This is a genomic window from Nitrosospira sp. NpAV, from assembly GCF_000832065.1.
GTDB lineage: Bacteria > Pseudomonadota > Gammaproteobacteria > Burkholderiales > Nitrosomonadaceae > Nitrosospira.
Window position 1 is genome coordinate 1 of sequence record NZ_JXQM01000033.1, and the last position, 17,692, is coordinate 17,692.

Here is a 17,692-nt window from a genome sequence, read left to right on the forward strand (position 1 = left end):
GTGGTGGCAAAGATTATTGAGTAGCGGTAGCCGTTCTTATACTTGACGCATGAGTTTCCTGATTTTCATCTTTGTTTTTGAAGGAAATATAGGCCAGTAGCTCAATTGGCAGAGCGTCGGTCTCCAAAACCGAAGGTTGGGGGTTCGATGCCCTCCTGGCCTGCCAAGACAAGGATGTCATTAAAAACCATCAGTCATCGCGTATTCCGATGAATGCAACATTCATAATGACACAAGCGGATTGAACCATGATAGCTCCGTGGACCGAATTTGCAATTTGCATATTCGGTTCTGCGCGCTTCATTTATTGACAAGCATAAAAGGCAGAGTGGGACAGAGTGGATAAGATCAAGTTGGGATTCGCGCTTCTGCTGTTGATCTCGGGTATTGTCGGTTTTTATTACCTTCGAGATAGCGCCATGGTGATTCGTGTCATTGCCGTGCTGTCAGGTCTCGTTCTGGCGGCGGTAACGGTAGGGTTTACCGCTCAAGGTAAACAATTTTATGCATTCAGCAGAGAGTCCTCGGAAGAAACCAAGAAAGTAGTATGGCCAAGTCGTAAAGAAACAGTGCAAACAACGGGCATTGTATTTGCCTTTGTTCTGGTGATGGCCATATTTTTATGGATGGTGGACGCCGGGTTGCTGCTGGCGGTGAAGTATCTCATGGGACAGGAAGGGTGATGGATAAAAAATGGTTTGTGGTTCACGCCTATTCCGGATTTGAGAAGAGTGTACAACGTGCGTTAAAAGAGCGAATCAGTCGCGCCGGAATGCAGGACAAATTTGGTCAAATACTGGTTCCGGTAGAAGAAGTGGTTGAGATGAAAGGCGGCCAGAAGAATCTTAGTGAACGAAAATTCTTTCCTGGCTACGTGCTGGTCGAAATGGAAATGACTGACGAAACATGGCATTTGGTCAAGAATACTGCCAAGGTCACCGGCTTTATCGGCGGTTCGGCGATGAAACCGACACCAATCAGCGAAAAGGAAGTGGAAAATATCCTCCATCAGATTCAGGAGGGAGTGGAAAAGCCCAAACCTAAGATTCTCTTTGAAGCGGGTGAAGCGGTAAGAGTCAAGGAAGGTCCATTCACGGATTTCCATGGCAATGTGGAAGATGTTAATTATGATAAAAGCAAGATCAGGGTGTCGGTTTCCATTTTTGGCCGGCCCACCCCGGTGGAATTGGATTTCAGTCAAGTCGAAAAGGCTTGAGAATTGTAATTAGAGGCGAGCCCGTGCCGGTATCGGGTATCGCACCTATGTTGTTTATTAGCTGGGGAGAGCGCGATAGCGTTCGTTTGCACCCGAGAGGAGAATCATTGTGGCAAAAAAAATAATCGGCTATATCAAGCTTCAAGTGCCGGCGGGCAAGGCTAATCCTAGCCCGCCCATTGGCCCCGCGCTGGGTCAAAGGGGACTCAACATTATGGAGTTCTGCAAGGCGTTCAACGCGGCTACCCAGAAAATGGAAGTTGGCTTGCCGGTACCGGTGGTAATTACCGCGTATGCCGACAAGAGCTTCACATTTACCATGAAGACCACGCCCGCGACGGTGCTGATCAAGAAAGCGGTTGGGCTGGGTAAGGGCAGTCCCAAGCCTCACACCGATAAAATTGGAAAATTGACGCGGAAGCAAGCGGAAGAGATTGCTCAGGCAAAAATGCCTGATTTGACTGCGGCCGATATGGATGCCGCAGTCCGTACCATTGCCGGCAGCGCCCGCAGTATGGGTGTTGACGTGGAGGGCATATAGCGTGGCGCACATATCTAAACGTTTCAAGGCAATCACCGCCAAAACGGATCGTACTAAATCCTATCCGCTACCGGATGCGCTCAAAATCATTAAGGAAACGGCTACCGCAAAATTTGATGAATCCATTGATGTCGCGGTCAATCTCGGCATCGATGCGAAAAAATCCGACCAGTCGGTGCGGGGTTCGGTGGTTCTGCCCGCGGGAACCGGAAAAACCGTGCGTGTAGCCGTATTTGCCCAGGGAGATAAGGCTAAGGAAGCCCTTGCAGCGGGTGCCGACATAGTTGGATTCGAGGACCTGGCGGAACAAATCAAAGCAGGCAATATCAATTTTGATGTCGCTATTGCCAGTCCCGATGCCATGCGTATCGTAGGTCAATTGGGGCAAATACTGGGTCCACGCGGTCTGATGCCTAACCCGAAAGTGGGAACGGTGACACCGGATATCGTGGGTGCGGTAAAAAACGCGAGAGCAGGCCAAGTGCAATATCGCGCTGATAAAGCCGGCATTGTCCAGTGCACCATAGGTCGCGCTTCGTTTAGCGTGGATTCCTTGCAAGAAAACATGCGGGCACTGGTGGACGCGCTCAACAAATCTAAACCCCCCACATCCAAAGGTGTTTATCTAAGAAAAATATCGGTTTCCAGCACGATGGGGATAGGGGTCCGGGTGGATCAGACCAGTATGCGGTAAGAATAGAAGTATCCATGTGAATTTGTAAGGCTTTGGGCCGTCAGGGAAGCTATTTTTCCGATCTGACGGGTTGTCAAAGACCGCCGGGGTTACTTAGCGAAGAAAGGACGGTAATAACGTTGTAATGATATTTACCGGGCCAGGTGATCGTTGAGAACTTAATCGAGAGAGATGGAAATAGTTCGAGCGTATGGTGATTGTCTACTTTGCGCTTCTGACTTGCTGCCATTTCAAGCGCCCAGCGTAGATGGCGTACCCAAAAAACAGGAATGGATTTATCTCCTGATTTAAGGTCGCCGGTTCGCGATGTTGAGACAAGTTGCGAGTTTTATCATGACTCAATACTAAATCAGTATCGCATTTAACTGATGGAGAATGTGCCTTGAGTCTAAATTTAGAAGAGAAAAAAGCGGTTGTCGCCGAAGTCAGTACCCAAGTGGCGAAGGCCCAGGCCATTATTATTGCGGAGTACCGCGGACTTGGTGTCGGACATATGACCCAATTGCGGGCGAAGGCGCGGCAATCGGGCATATATTTCCGGGTGCTCAAGAATTCGCTCGCGCGGCGCGCGGTTACCGATACTCCATTTACCGGGCTCTCCGAGTATATGGTGGGACCGTTAGCCTATGGTATCGCAAGTGATCCGGTAGCAGCGGCAAAAGTGATGTACGAATTTTCCAAAGGCAATGATAAATTCGTCATCAAAGGCGGCAGCATGGCAAATCTTGTGATGTCCAGTAAGGAGATCGCGGATTTAGCCTCTCTTCCGAGCCGCGAAGTATTGCTTTCGAAGCTGCTGGGCACGATGCAGGCACCCATTGCCAATTTTGTGAGGACCCTCAACGAGGTTCCGACCAGTTTTGTGCGTGGCCTTGCAGCCGTACGGGATCAGAAACAATCCGCTTAGCCGGTTTCAGGTCGTTTGAAACCGTAACATAATTAGAAGCTTAAATTTATCAGGAGAAAATCATGGCGATAGCCAAAGCAGAAATTCTAGAGTCGATTGCAAATATGACGGTGCTGGAGCTCTCCCAGCTCATCAAGGAAATGGAAGAGAAATTCGGTGTTTCCGCCGCAGCCGTGGCCGTTGCGTCGGCCGCACCCGCGGCAGGCGCCGCTGCTGCCGCGGTGGAAGAGCAAACGGAATTTTCCGTGATTCTGACCGCGGTGGGTGAAAGCAAAGTCAATGTGATCAAGGTGGTGCGCGCTATTACCGGCCTGGGCCTGAAAGAAGCAAAAGATTTGGTTGACGGCGCACCGAAGGCGGTCAAGGAAGGCATTCCCAAAGCGGATGCTGAAGCCATTCAGAAACAACTTGCCGAAGCCGGAGCAACCGGCGAGATTAAATAGAAGTCATGCAATAAAGCCAACTGACGGTGGGCGTGTAAAACGCCACCGTCAGGATATGGCGTTTTAACTTTTGAATTTAACGTTTGGATGTCCGATTTTTGTGTCGCAGAACACTTCGCACGGTAGCTTAAAAACAGATACTTTGCCTCCATTTTCTGTCCACCCCGTTTTTTGACCTCCCGGAGATTCCATGAGCTATTCGTTTACCGAGAAAAAACGTATCCGTAAAAGTTTCGCCAAGCGCGCCAGCGTCTTGCCGATCCCGTTTCTTCTCGCTACTCAAATCGAATCGTATGCGGCTTTCCTGCAAGCCGAGGTTGAGCCTGATCAACGCGCCACCCAGGGATTGCAGGCAGCGTTTATCTCGATTTTTCCGATCGAGAGCCACTCCCGGAATGCCCGCCTTGATTTCGTTAATTATGTACTGGGTACTCCTCCCTTCGATGTCAAGGAATGTCAGCAGCGTGGGCTTACTTACGCTTCTCCGTTGCGCGCCAAAGTGCGGTTGACGATTATGGATAAGGAAGCTTCCAAACCAACCGTGAGGGAGGTGAAGGAGCAGGAAGTTTACATGGGCGAGATTCCGCTCATGACCGGCACAGGATCATTTGTCATTAATGGAACCGAGCGGGTTATCGTGTCTCAATTGCACCGTTCTCCCGGGGTATTCTTCGAACATGACCGCGGTAAAACGCACTCGTCCGGAAAGTTGCTTTTTTCCGCACGCATCATCCCATATCGGGGTTCATGGCTCGATTTCGAGTTCGACCCTAAGGATTACTTGTATTTTCGCGTCGATCGCCGCCGCAAGATGCCGATTACCGCATTGCTGAAAGCAATCGGGTATACGCCGGAGCAAATTCTTGAGAGCTTTTTTTCCTTCGATACTTTTCAGTTGTCTAAAAAAGGCATTCTTTTTGAATTGATACCGGAGCGCTTGCGCGGCGACATTGCGCGCTTTGATATTGCCACTAAAAGTGGAAAAGTTATCGTTCAGAAAGATAAACGCATAACCGTGAAGCATGTACGGGAAATGCAACAAGCGGGTATCGACAAGCTCGCGGTACCGGAAGATTTCCTGCTGGGCCGGGTACTGGGGCATAACGTCGTGGATAAGGAAACAGGCGAAGTGGTGGCGCTGGCTAACGACGAAATTACGGAAGTTATGCTTGCCAAACTTTACGAAGCCAATATAGAAGAGATTCAAACTATTTATACGAATGATCTCGATCAGGGTGCGTACATCTCGCAAACGATGAGAATAGACGAAACCGTTGATCAGATGGCCGCGCAAGTGGCCATCTACCGTATGATGCGTCCGGGCGAACCGCCTACCGAAGAGGCGGTCAAGGCGCTGTTCAACGGGTTGTTCTATGCCCCGGAACGATATGATCTCTCTGTAGTGGGGCGGATGAAATTCAATCGCCGGGTGGGCAGGAATGAACTGGACGGTTCTACCACCTTATCGAACGAGGATATCATCGCGGTCATCAAGATTCTGGTCGAATTGCGCAATGGCCGCGGCGAGATCGATGATATCGATCACCTTGGTAATCGCCGCGTCCGTTCTGTTGGCGAACTTGCGGAAAACCAGTTTCGTTCAGGATTGGTGCGAGTCGAACGGGCAGTGAAAGAACGTCTCAGTCAGGCTGAGTCCGATAATCTGATGCCCCATGACTTGATTAACGCGAAGCCGGTATCAGCCGCGGTGCGCGAGTTCTTCGGTTCCAGTCAATTGTCGCAATTCATGGATCAGACCAACCCTCTTTCCGAAATTACCCACAAACGCCGTGTTTCGGCGCTGGGACCGGGTGGACTGACGCGCGAGCGTGCGGGGTTTGAGGTGCGCGATGTGCATCCCACTCACTATGGTCGCGTATGTCCCATTGAAACGCCCGAGGGTCCCAATATTGGCTTGATTAATTCACTGGCGCTCTATGCCCGCACCAATGAGTATGGGTTCATGGAAACACCCTACCGCAACGTGAAGAATGGAAGCGTCACCGATGAAATTGACTATCTTTCGGCAATTGAGGAGGGTCAGTATGTGATTGCCCAGGCGAATGCGGAGCTGAATCGCCAAGGCAAGTTCACCAACGACATTGTCTCCTGCCGTCACAAGAATGAATTTACTCTGGCGACCCCGGATCGGATCGAGTACATGGATGTGGCGCCGGCGCAGATCGTATCGGTAGCCGCTTCATTGATTCCATTTCTGGAACATGATGATGCCAATCGCGCACTCATGGGATCCAATATGCAGCGACAGGCAGTGCCTTGTCTTCGCGCAGAAAAATCGCTGGTGGGTACCGGCATCGAACGTGTCGTGGCGGTGGACTCCGGAACCGCGGTACAGGCGGTGCGCGGTGGCGTGGTGGACTATGTAGATGCAAGCCGTATTGTGGTGCGAGTGCACGACATTGAAACCCGGGTCGGCGAAGTAGGCGTGGATATCTATAATCTGATTAAATACACTCGCTCGAACCAGAACACCAACATCAACCAGCGCCCGCTGGTGAAAGTGGGAGATGTGATTGCGCGAGGCGACGTAGTAGCCGACGGGGCTTCTACCGATAAGGGTGAGCTGGCGCTGGGGCAAAACATGTTGGTTGCCTTCATGCCCTGGAATGGCTACAACTTTGAGGATTCAATTCTCATTTCTGAACACATTGTCGCCGAAGACCGCTTCACGTCCATCCATATCGAGGAATTATCGGTGGTAAGCCGGGATACCAAACTTGGGACGGAAGAAATCACGGGGGATATTTCCAATCTTTCCGAGGTGCAACTTGGACGCCTCGATGCCTCTGGCATCGTTCACATCGGTGCCGAAGTGGAAGCGGGTGACGTGCTGGTCGGTAAAGTCACTCCCAAGGGCGAAACCCAGTTGACTCCCGAAGAAAAGCTATTGCGCGCGATTTTTGGCGAGAAGGCTTCCGACGTCAAGGATACATCGCTACGCGTGCCATCGGGTATCTCCGGGACGGTGATCGACGTGCAGGTATTCACTCGGGAAGGAATCGAGCGCGATAAGCGTGCCCAGCAGATTATCGACGATGAATTGAAACGCTACAAGAAAGATCTGGCTGATCAAATGCGGATCGTGGAAGCCGATGCATTCGAGCGTATCGAGCGCTTGCTCAAGGGCAAGTCAGCAACCGGAGGGCCAAAAAAACTCGTCAAGGGCGCACAAATCACCAAGGAATATCTGGACAGTATCGATCCGTACCATTGGTTCGATATCCGGCTTGCCGATGAAGAAACAAGCCTGCAACTGGAACAGATCGATGAGGGTCTGGCACAGAAACGCAAGGCATTTGACATTGCTTTTGAAGAAAAGAAAAAGAAGCTTACCCAAGGCGATGAACTGCCACCGGGCGTACAGAAAATGGTCAAGGTTTACGTGGCGGTAAAACGGCGTCTGCAGCCCGGGGACAAAATGGCGGGACGCCACGGCAATAAAGGCGTGATTTCCAAGATTGTGCCCGTGGAGGATATGCCCTACATGGCCGATGGGACTCCGGTCGATGTGGTATTGAATCCCCTGGGTGTCCCCTCGCGCATGAATGTCGGCCAGATTCTGGAGACCCATCTTGGATGGGCAGCAAAAGGGCTCGGCAGAAAAATCGGTGATATGCTTCAGGCTGACAGCAAGATTGCCGATGTTCGGAAGCTGCTTGACAAGATTTACAACACGAGCGGCAAGCAAGAGGATATTGCCTCGCTAACCGATGAGGAAATCGTGGATCTGGCAGGGAATCTCAAAGATGGCGTGCCTTTCGCCACCCCCGTATTCGATGGGGCCACCGAACATGAAATCAAGGATATGCTGGAGCTCGCCGGTCTCCCGCGATCGGGACAGGTGACACTATACGATGGTCGAACGGGTGAAGCCTTCGATCGTCCTGTCACGGTGGGTTATATGCATGTGCTGAAGCTGCATCACCTGGTAGACGATAAAATGCATGCGCGCTCCACCGGTCCCTACAGTCTGGTAACCCAACAGCCGCTCGGTGGCAAGGCACAGTTCGGCGGACAGCGTTTTGGTGAAATGGAGGTTTGGGCGTTGGAAGCATACGGCGCTTCCTATACCTTGCAGGAGATGCTGACGGTCAAGTCGGATGATGTAAACGGGCGAACCAAGGTGTACGAGAGCATAGTCAAAGGCGACCACAAGATCGATGCCGGTATGCCGGAGTCATTCAATGTGCTGGTGAAGGAAATCCGATCACTGGCGATGGATATTGATCTGGATCGGCATTAGCGGTTTTATTGTACGGTACGATTGGGAACAAATATTAAATATCCCTTTTGTTTCCGCCTCTCTAACCAGATGATTTTTGTATCGGCCCTGATCAACAGGAGTGACAAATGAAAGCACTGCTCGATTTATTCAAACAAGTTACTCAGAAAGAAGAGTTCGATTCAATTAAGATCGGCCTGGCTTCCCCGGAAAAAATACGTTCCTGGTCCTATGGTGAAGTAAAGAAACCAGAGACTATCAATTACCGTACGTTCAAACCGGAACGGGATGGGTTGTTCTGCGCAAAAATCTTTGGGCCGGTAAAGGATTACGAATGTCTGTGCGGAAAGTATAAGCGCCTGAAACATCGTGGCGTGATCTGCGAGAAATGCGGAGTCGAAGTTACGCTCTCGAAGGTTCGGCGCGAACGTATGGGTCACATTGAACTGGCTTCTCCGGTGGCACATATCTGGTTTCTGAAATCGCTGCCGTCACGTCTTGGTATGGTGCTGGATATGACTTTGCGTGATATCGAGCGAGTACTTTACTTTGAGGCGTACGTGGTCACCGACCCCGGCATGACGCCGCTGGCGCGATGTCAGTTGCTGACGGATGACGACTATCGCGCCAAGACGGAAGAATACGGGGACGACTTTCGTGCCAGCATGGGTGCGGAAGGTATCCGCGACTTGTTGAGCAACCTCAACATCCGTGTCGAGATTGACAGTCTTCGGCGCGAGATGGGAGCAACCGGTTCCGAAACGAAGATGAAGAAGATCTCCAAGCGTCTAAAGGTGCTGGAGGCGTTCAACAAATCCGGTATCAAGCCGGAGTGGATGGTTTTGGCGGTGTTGCCCGTGCTGCCGCCCGAGTTGCGCCCCCTGGTGCCGCTGGATGGCGGGCGTTTCGCCACTTCCGATCTGAATGATTTATATCGCCGCGTCATCAATCGCAACAACCGGCTCAAGCGTCTGCTTGAGTTGAAGGCGCCGGAAATCATTGTGCGTAACGAAAAGCGCATGCTACAGGAAGCGGTGGACTCATTGCTGGATAACGGCCGGCGTGGCAAGGCCATGACGGGTGCCAACAAGCGGCCGTTGAAATCGCTTGCCGATATGATCAAGGGAAAAGGCGGACGTTTTCGCCAGAATCTGCTCGGCAAGCGGGTGGATTATTCCGGCCGGTCGGTGATCGTGGTGGGTCCGCAGCTCAAACTGCATCAATGCGGCCTGCCGAAGAAAATGGCGCTGGAATTGTTCAAGCCGTTCATTTTTAACAAACTGGAGATAATGGGTATCGCCAGCACCATCAAGGCCGCCAAGCGCGAGGTCGAAAACGAAAGCCCCGTTGTATGGGACATCCTGGAAGATGTCATTCGCGAGCACCCGGTGATGCTGAATCGGGCACCGACACTGCATCGGTTGGGTATTCAGGCATTCGAGCCGGTGCTGATAGAAGGCAAGGCGATCCAATTGCATCCATTGGTGTGTGCGGCATTCAACGCCGACTTTGACGGTGACCAGATGGCGGTTCATGTGCCGCTGTCGTTGGAAGCGCAGATGGAATGCCGTACTCTCATGATGTCCACCAATAATGTCTTGTCGCCGGCAAATGGAGAACCCATTATCGTGCCGTCGCAGGATATCGTGCTGGGGTTGTACTACACCACCCGGGAAAAGATCAATGCGCTGGGCGAAGGCATGTCGTTTGCCAATATCGGCGAAGTATCCCGCGCTTATGAGAGTCGCGTTATTGAGCTGAATGCCAGGATAATGGTACGGATCAAGGAATATGAGGTGGACGCCGATGGGGAGCGCCGTGAAAAAACCACGCGTTATGAAACCACTGTGGGGCGTGCGTTGCTGTCTGAAATTCTTCCCGCTGGCCTGCCTTTTCCCCTGATTAACAAAGCGCTCAAGAAAAAAGAGATCTCCAAGCTTATTAATGCGAGCTTTCGTCGTTGCGGACTTCGCGAAACGGTGATATTTGCTGACAAACTGATGTATTCCGGCTTTACCTATGCCACCCGTGCCGGAATCTCAATCTGCTTGGACGATATGCTGACACCGGTACAAAAGAACGACATCATCAGCGCATCCGAAAAGGAGGTGCAGGAGATCGAGATGCAATATACCTCCGGTTTGGTCACTCAGGGTGAGCGCTACAATAAGGTTGTGGATATATGGGGTCGTGCCGGTGACCAAGTGGCCAAGGCCATGATGGATCAACTCGGTGTTGAGCCGGTGCATGATCTGCTAACCGGCGAAGCAAAGAAAGACAAAAAAGGCAAACCGCTGATACAGGAATCCTTCAATTCGATTTACATGATGGCCGACTCGGGCGCGCGCGGATCAGCGGCGCAGATTCGCCAGTTGGCAGGGATGCGCGGCTTAATGGCCAAGCCCGATGGCTCAATTATCGAGACGCCCATTACAGCGAATTTCCGTGAAGGATTAAACGTGCTGCAGTATTTTATCTCCACGCATGGCGCTCGCAAAGGCTTGGCCGATACAGCACTGAAGACCGCCAATTCCGGCTATCTGACCCGGCGTCTGGTGGATGTGACTCAGGATCTTGTGGTAACCCAGGAGGACTGCGGCACGAATAACGGCGTTGTAATGAAGGCGCTAGTCGAGGGAGGTGAAGTCATTGAAGCGCTGCGTGAACGCATTCTGGGGCGAGTGGTAGCGAATGACGTCGTCAATCCGGAGCATCAGGAGGTGATTTATCCGGCAGGTGTGCTGTTGGACGAGAATGCGGTTGATACCATCGAATCGCTGGGTATCGATGAAGTGAAGGTGCGTACACCGCTTACCTGCGAAACCCGCTATGGTCTGTGTGCCAAATGTTACGGACGTGATCTGGGACGGGGTACGCCGGTAAACGTAGGCGAGGCTGTAGGGGTCATTGCAGCCCAGTCGATCGGTGAGCCGGGCACCCAACTGACCATGCGTACGTTCCATATCGGGGGAGCCGCTTCCAGAACAGCGGTGGCAAGCCAAGTGGAGAGCAAGTCAAATGGTATTGTGCGTTATTCGCCCACCATGCGTTACGTTACCAACTCTCGCAATGAGCTGATCGCGATCTCCCGTAGCGGAGAAGTGGTGATCCATGACGATAACGGTCGCGAACGTGAGCGACACAAAGCGCCCTACGGAGCTACACTGCTCATTCGAGACGGAGAAGTCGTAAAGGCGGGGCAGATATTGGCGGCATGGGACCCGCATACGCGCCCCATCATCACAGAATATGCCGGCAAAGTTCGCTTTGAGAACGTTGAAGAGGGTGTGACGGTAGCTAAACAGATAGACGAAGTAACCGGATTGTCCACACTCGTGGTGATCGATCCAAAACGTCGTGGAGTGGCACAAACCAAAGGTTTGCGCCCATTGGTGAAGCTTCTCGATGATGATGAAAAGGAAGTAAGGCTTGCGGGCGGTAATTTATCCGTCAACATCACTTTTCAGGTGGGTTCAATTATTACGGTGCGAGATGGGCAACAGGTTAGCGTAGGCGAAGTGCTGGCTCGTATTCCGCAGGAAAGTTCCAAAACCCGCGACATTACGGGTGGTCTGCCACGCGTGGCGGAACTGTTTGAAGCCCGCTCGCCCAAAGATGCCGGTGTACTCGCGGAAGTAACCGGTATCGTGTCGTTTGGAAAAGATACGAAAGGTAAACAACGCCTTGTGATAACTGATCTGGATGGGATCTCCCATGAGTACCTGATCCCCAAGGACAAGCATGTCACGGCCCATGACGGTCAAGTGGTGAATAAGGGAGAAAGTATCGTCGACGGGCCAGCTGATCCGCATGATATTTTGCGCCTATTGGGGGTGGAAGCACTGGCACGCTACATCACCGACGAGGTTCAGGATGTGTATCGTCTGCAAGGTGTCAAGATCAACGATAAGCACATTGAGGTAATCGTGCGCCAGATGTTGCGTCGCGTACAGATCGCTGATTCAGGCGATACGCGCTTTATTCCGGGTGAGCAGGTGGAACGGGCGGATATGCTGGCTGAGAACGAGCAGGCGATAGCTGAGGATAAAAAAGCAGCCATGTACGAATTCATGTTGCTGGGTATCACCAAAGCGTCGCTCTCCACTGATTCGTTTATCTCGGCCGCTTCCTTCCAGGAAACCACGCGTGTGCTCACCGAGGCGGCAATTATGGGCAAAAAGGATGATCTGCGCGGCCTCAAGGAAAATGTCATTGTCGGACGGCTTATTCCCGCAGGTACCGGTCTGGCTTTTCACAGTACCCGGAAGAAGCAAAGGCAGATGTTGAACGCCGGCGAAAGCCTTGGTTTTAGCGAAGAAGACGCTGGCGAAATGCGGGACAGCGGATATACTGTCTAAATGTTGATCAGTATTGAATCAGCCGACTGCCATGGAAATAGCTTATTATGGCAGTGAGATGTCTAGCAGACTTGTGCAGACTTGGTATCCGCGCCTAATTGTTTCATAAATGAGCGAGTAATGTGGAAAAAATCCAGTACTATCAGAGGGTAAACAAGAATCTTGCGCCAGTTAGAAGATAGCTTACAACCCATGAAAAGAATCTCTACAGCTAGAAAACCCGGACCCGCACTCCGGATTCGTATCCTTGGAACAGTTACGGAAGAGCTGAATTATGCCGATTGATATCAATGCAATATTTGCCGAGACCCGAGGCAAGAACTTCGAGCTTTACGAAGAGCATGTGAATCCGGTGTTTGTCAAGGTGTTGCGTACACTCGGATTCAACCGCTCATGGGTGCGTGGTGAAGGTGCTTATCTCTGGGACGAAACGGGCACGCGCTATCTGGATTTCCTTACCAATTGGGGTGTCTTCAACTTTGGTCGACGTCATCCGGCCATTCGCGGGGCATTGCAGCAAGTGCTGGACTCCGATTTTCCCGGATGGGTCGGCTTCGATGCTCCTCCGCTCGCCGCCACATTGGCTCGAGAACTCGTGAAGCGTATGCCGCCTGGTCTGGATACTGTTTATTTCAGCAACTCGGGCACCGAGGCCATCGAAGCGGCGATCAAATTTGCGCGTGCATATACGGGTCGGCCCAGCACGACTCATCTTGCGAAGGCATTTCACGGTCTTACCATGGGAGCCCTGTCATTGAATGGGGAGCCAAGTTTCCGCAGGGGTTTCGAACCGATGCTTCCCGGCAGCTCGGAAGTAAAGCTCGGCGATCTTGCCGGGCTTGAGGCGCGTCTCGCTCTGGGCGATGTCGCTGCCTTTGTCCTTGAGCCGATCCAGGGTAAGGGTGTCAATATTGCCAGCAACGAGTATCTCCTTGGCGCACAGGAATTATGCCGCAAATATGGCACGCTGATGATTTGCGACGAAATTCAGTCAGGCATGGGCCGTAGCGGACGTTTCCTGGCCAGCCAGTGGGTCGAAGGCCTGCAGCCCGATGTCGTCTGTCTCTCGAAGGCGCTCTCGGGTGGTTACATTCCGGTAGGAGCAACCATCACTCGCCGTGCGGTATACGATAGCGTCTATGATACGATGCATCGTGCTATTGTTCATGCTTCCACCTTCGGTATGGGTAACATGGCAATGGCAGCGGGACTGGCATCGCTTGCCGTTCTGGACGACGAGAATCTTGCCGAGCGCGCGAATATACTCGGTGACCGCTTTCGCAGCGGTATTGAGGCAATGGTGCCACGCTTCGAGTTTCTGAAGGGGGTGCGCCAGCGTGGCCTGATGATCGCTGTCGAGTTTGGTCCGCCGGAATCCATGTCGCTAAAGGCAGCCTGGACCATGGTTAACAGAATGGACGAAAACCTCTTTGCCCAGGCGATTGTTCTCCCGCTTCTGGACGACCATCATATCCTTACCCAGGTAGCGGGTCACGCCATGCCCATCATCAAACTACTGCCACCCTTGAATATCAGCGATACTGACGTGGATTGGTTTCTGGAGGCGCTTGAGGACGTGCTGGTTAAGCTGCACAAATTTCCCGGGCCGGCATGGGAAGTGTTAAAGAAGTTAGGCAACCACGCACTCACCGCAAAGCGGCGAGAGGGTCGCGCGGCGACTGCTTAGACCCACCTGTATTTGGGTGGGTTCGGGTTGCCTAATGGATTATCTGAGTTAAATTTGCTTGGCTGTCTTCTCATGGGCGGATTAAGAAATCCGTTCTCCGGAACTATACCCCGTCCGTTTTGCTGCAGGACGCTACCTGGCTGGAAAATGGAAAATAATCGCATTCCGCGTCGCGCTGAATGGACAGGGTTGATTGCGGGGACATGACTTGTTCCTTCACGGAAGCAACGACGGCGAAAAAGACCCATTATCTATTCTGGAGTACGGAAATTCTTTTATTCGGTGTCGAAGGCACTGGCTTGACATGACAGCATAAACCCCATAGAATTCGCAGTCTTTTTAGCCGCCCCTAGGCAAGAATACCCGAACGACGGCATAAAGCCACAATTCATGCGGGCAGTGGAGCAGTTATATCACCGTCCCGGTTTTTTAGGAAATAAGATGCCGACAATCAGTCAGTTAGTACGTAAGCCCAGAGCGGCGAGGCGCGTAAAGAGTAAAGTTCCGGCGCTGGGTAATAGTCCTCAGAAGAGGGGGGTCTGTACCCGGGTTTACACCACCACGCCGAAAAAACCGAATTCGGCTTTGCGTAAGGTCGCACGGGTACGCCTGACCAATGGTTTTGAAGTATCCAGTTATATCGGTGGAGAGGGGCATAATCTGCAGGAACACTCGGTAGTACTGATTCGCGGTGGTCGCGTCAAAGATTTGCCCGGCGTTCGTTATCACACGGTACGCGGTAGTTTGGATACGGCTGGGGTAAAAGATCGTAAACAGGCCCGTTCCAAGTACGGTGCAAAAAAACCGAAAGCAGCCTAAGCAGAGCGGTTTGAGATTTAGACCCCCTAAGCTAACCCAATACACACCGAGGTAAGAAAATGCCAAGACGCAGAGAAGTACCCAAACGCGAAATTTTGCCTGATCCCAAGTATCACAATACGGAAGTGGCGAAATTCGTCAATGTACTTATGACGCGTGGTAAGAAATCCGTGGCGGAGAGAATCATATATGGCGCTATGGATCAAATTCAGAAGAAAACCGGAAAGGATCCGGTAGAAGTTTTTACGCAGGCCCTATCTAACGTCCGTCCAATGGTGGAAGTAAAGAGCCGCCGTGTTGGGGGTGCGAACTATCAGGTTCCGGTAGAGGTGCGTTCGGTTCGGCGTAACGCCTTGGCAATGCGCTGGTTGCGCGATGCTGCTCGTAAACGAGCCGAGAAATCCATGGGCGCCCGTCTGGCCGGGGAACTGGCTGAGGCAGCCGAGGGGCGGGGCGGTGCGGTCAAGAAGCGTGAGGAAGTTCATCGCATGGCGGAAGCCAACAAGGCATTCGCTCATTACCGGTTCTGAGTGCCGGGCAAAGGTAGAGACAGTTCGGCTCGAATTCTTGAGGCGTTGCTCCCGATTGAAGGGTCGATTTCCGTTATTCATCGATGCTTTCTGGCGTCCTAGTATTCAAAATATTAAGGTTTAATATACCGTGGCAAGAAAAACACCCATTGAGCGTTACCGGAATATCGGCGTAATGGCGCATATAGACGCCGGTAAAACTACGACTACTGAACGCATCCTGTTTTATACAGGTGTATCTCACAAGCTTGGTGAGGTACATGACGGCGCAGCAACGATGGACTGGATGGAGCAGGAGCAAGAGCGCGGTATTACCATCACGTCCGCTGCTACTACGTGTTTTTGGAAAGGGATGGAAGGTAATTATCTCGACCATCGCATTAATATCATCGATACCCCGGGCCACGTTGATTTCACTATCGAGGTGGAACGGTCTCTGCGCGTCCTGGATGGCGCTTGTACCGTGTTCTGTGCGGTCGGCGGCGTGCAGCCTCAGACGGAAACCGTATGGCGCCAGGCTAATAAATACAAGGTTCCGCGACTGGCCTTTGTTAATAAGATGGATCGTGCGGGTGCCAATTTCATGCGCGTCTATGAACAGATACAAACGCGCCTGAAAGCTCACCCGGTGCCTGTTCAATTGCCGATAGGCGCGGAAGAAAAGTTTGAGGGGGTCATCGATCTCATCAAGATGAAGGCTATCTACTGGGATGAAGCGAGTCAAGGAATGAGATTCGATGAGCGCGATATCCCTGCCGATTTATTGGAAAGCGCCAAGCAATGGCGTGAAAAGATGCTGGAGACTGCGGCTGAAGCGAATGAAGAGTTGATGAATAAATATCTCGAAGAAGGGGATTTGTCCATTGACGATATCAAAAAGGGGCTGCGCATTCGTACCATCAGCAACGAAATCGTGCCCATGCTTTGCGGTTCGGCATTCAAGAATAAGGGCGTGCAAGCCATGCTGGATGCCGTCCTCGATTACTTGCCTTCGCCGGTAGATATTCGTGCGATTAACGGCGAGAAAGAGAATGGCGAACCCGGTGAGCGTCATGCAAACGACGAAGAGCCATTCGCCGGCCTGGCCTTCAAGATTGCAACGGATCCTTACGTGGGTCAGTTGATTTTTTTCCGCGTTTATTCCGGTGTGGTGGCATCCGGCGATACCATCTACAATCCGGTTAAGGGACGGAAGGAGCGAATCGGAAGATTGCTGCAAATGCATGCGAACCAGCGGGAAGAAATCAAGGAAGTCCGTGCTGGGGATATCGCTGCGGCGGTGGGTTTGAAGGAAGCCGTCACCGGCGATACGCTATGCGACCCCAGTGATGTCATCACGCTGGAGCGGATGATATTTCCTGAACCGGTCATTCATGTTGCGGTCGAGCCCAAGACAAAACTCGATCAGGAAAAAATGGGCATCGCATTGAATCGCCTGGCTCAGGAAGATCCGTCTTTCCGTGTGCGCACCGACGAAGAATCTGGGCAGACCATCATCTCCGGCATGGGCGAATTGCATCTGGAAATTATTGTAGACCGCATGAAGCGCGAATTCGGGGTGGAGGCCAACGTCGGTGCGCCTCAGGTAGCTTATCGCGAAGCCATCAGGAAGCCGGTGGAGATCGAGGGTAAATTCATCAAACAATCCGGCGGACGCGGGCAGTACGGTCATGTCTGGCTGAAAATGGAACCGCATGAAGCGGGTAAAGGTTTTGAGTTTGTTGACGCCATCAAAGGCGGAACAGTGCCGCGCGAATACATTCCGGCGGTGGAAAAAGGCTTGCGCGATACCCTTCCCAATGGTGTATTGGCGGGCTTTCCGGTAGTGGATGTCAAAGTCACGCTGTTTGATGGTTCCTACCACGATGTGGATTCCAACGAGAATGCCTTCAAGATGGCGGCTTCAATGGCATTCAAGGATGGCATGCGCAAAGCCAATCCGGTACTGCTGGAACCGATGATGGCAGTGGAAGTGGAAACGCCGGCGGACTTTATGGGTAACGTGGTGGGCGATCTGTCCTCCCGTCGCGGCATGATTCAAGGCATGGATGATCTACCCGGCCTCAAAGTAATACGCGCTGAAGTTCCATTGGCGGAAATGTTCGGCTACTCAACCGCATTGCGTTCCGCAACTCAGGGGCGCGCGACATACACCATGGAATTCAAGCATTACTCCGAGGCGCCGAAAAGCGTAGCCGAAGCAGTTATTAATAAGAAATAACCGTCATTAAGTAAAGGGCACAACATGGCAAAG

12 protein-coding genes and 1 tRNA gene are annotated in these 17,692 nt (G+C 52.1%); all 13 read left to right on the forward strand.

Annotated features, from left to right (window positions below; translation table 11 throughout):
- Positions 1 to 90 precede the first annotated feature (90 nt).
- A tRNA-Trp gene (locus SQ11_RS14675) sits at positions 91 to 166 on the forward strand.
- Positions 167 to 338: 172 nt separating this feature from the next.
- Positions 339 to 683 carry a preprotein translocase subunit SecE gene (gene secE / locus SQ11_RS14680; protein ID WP_041514945.1) on the forward strand — a complete coding sequence of 115 codons (345 nt, stop codon included), beginning with the start codon at positions 339 to 341 and terminating at the stop codon, positions 681 to 683.
- Complete coding sequence (gene nusG / locus SQ11_RS14685; RefSeq protein WP_004175981.1) at positions 683 to 1,216, forward strand: transcription termination/antitermination protein NusG; 534 nt, start codon at positions 683 to 685, stop codon at positions 1,214 to 1,216. The genes secE and nusG overlap by 1 nt, the downstream gene beginning before the upstream one ends.
- A gap of 109 nt (positions 1,217 to 1,325) precedes the next feature.
- Positions 1,326 to 1,757 carry a 50S ribosomal protein L11 gene (gene rplK, locus SQ11_RS14690; RefSeq protein ID WP_041514946.1) on the forward strand — a complete coding sequence of 144 codons (432 nt, stop codon included), beginning with the start codon at positions 1,326 to 1,328 and terminating at the stop codon, positions 1,755 to 1,757.
- A gap of 1 nt (position 1,758) precedes the next feature.
- Positions 1,759 to 2,451 (forward strand): 50S ribosomal protein L1, encoded by a 693-nt coding sequence (rplA, locus tag SQ11_RS14695; protein WP_041514947.1) that lies wholly within the window; start codon positions 1,759 to 1,761, stop codon positions 2,449 to 2,451.
- Between the two features lie 382 nt (positions 2,452 to 2,833).
- A complete protein-coding gene (rplJ, locus tag SQ11_RS14700) occupies positions 2,834 to 3,358 on the forward strand; it encodes a 50S ribosomal protein L10 (RefSeq protein ID WP_041514948.1) in 525 nt (174 codons plus the stop codon).
- A 62-nt stretch (positions 3,359 to 3,420) separates the two neighbouring features.
- Positions 3,421 to 3,801 (forward strand): 50S ribosomal protein L7/L12, encoded by a 381-nt coding sequence (rplL, locus tag SQ11_RS14705; RefSeq protein WP_041514949.1) that lies wholly within the window; start codon positions 3,421 to 3,423, stop codon positions 3,799 to 3,801.
- A 190-nt stretch (positions 3,802 to 3,991) separates the two neighbouring features.
- Positions 3,992 to 8,065 (forward strand): DNA-directed RNA polymerase subunit beta, encoded by a 4,074-nt coding sequence (gene rpoB / locus SQ11_RS14710; RefSeq protein WP_041514950.1) that lies wholly within the window; start codon positions 3,992 to 3,994, stop codon positions 8,063 to 8,065.
- Positions 8,066 to 8,172: 107 nt separating this feature from the next.
- Complete coding sequence (gene rpoC / locus SQ11_RS14715) at positions 8,173 to 12,402, forward strand: DNA-directed RNA polymerase subunit beta' (RefSeq protein ID WP_041514951.1); 4,230 nt, start codon at positions 8,173 to 8,175, stop codon at positions 12,400 to 12,402.
- A gap of 274 nt (positions 12,403 to 12,676) precedes the next feature.
- Positions 12,677 to 14,089 carry an aspartate aminotransferase family protein gene (locus SQ11_RS14720; protein WP_041514952.1) on the forward strand — a complete coding sequence of 471 codons (1,413 nt, stop codon included), beginning with the start codon at positions 12,677 to 12,679 and terminating at the stop codon, positions 14,087 to 14,089.
- 441 nt (positions 14,090 to 14,530) lie between these two features.
- Positions 14,531 to 14,908 carry a 30S ribosomal protein S12 gene (gene rpsL, locus SQ11_RS14725; protein ID WP_041514953.1) on the forward strand — a complete coding sequence of 126 codons (378 nt, stop codon included), beginning with the start codon at positions 14,531 to 14,533 and terminating at the stop codon, positions 14,906 to 14,908.
- Positions 14,909 to 14,967: 59 nt separating this feature from the next.
- Complete coding sequence (gene rpsG, locus SQ11_RS14730) at positions 14,968 to 15,438, forward strand: 30S ribosomal protein S7 (protein WP_041514954.1); 471 nt, start codon at positions 14,968 to 14,970, stop codon at positions 15,436 to 15,438.
- 130 nt (positions 15,439 to 15,568) lie between these two features.
- Entirely contained in the window at positions 15,569 to 17,659 is a 2,091-nt protein-coding gene (gene fusA / locus SQ11_RS14735) for an elongation factor G (RefSeq protein ID WP_041514955.1), read from the forward strand.
- Positions 17,660 to 17,692: the final 33 nt, after the last annotated feature.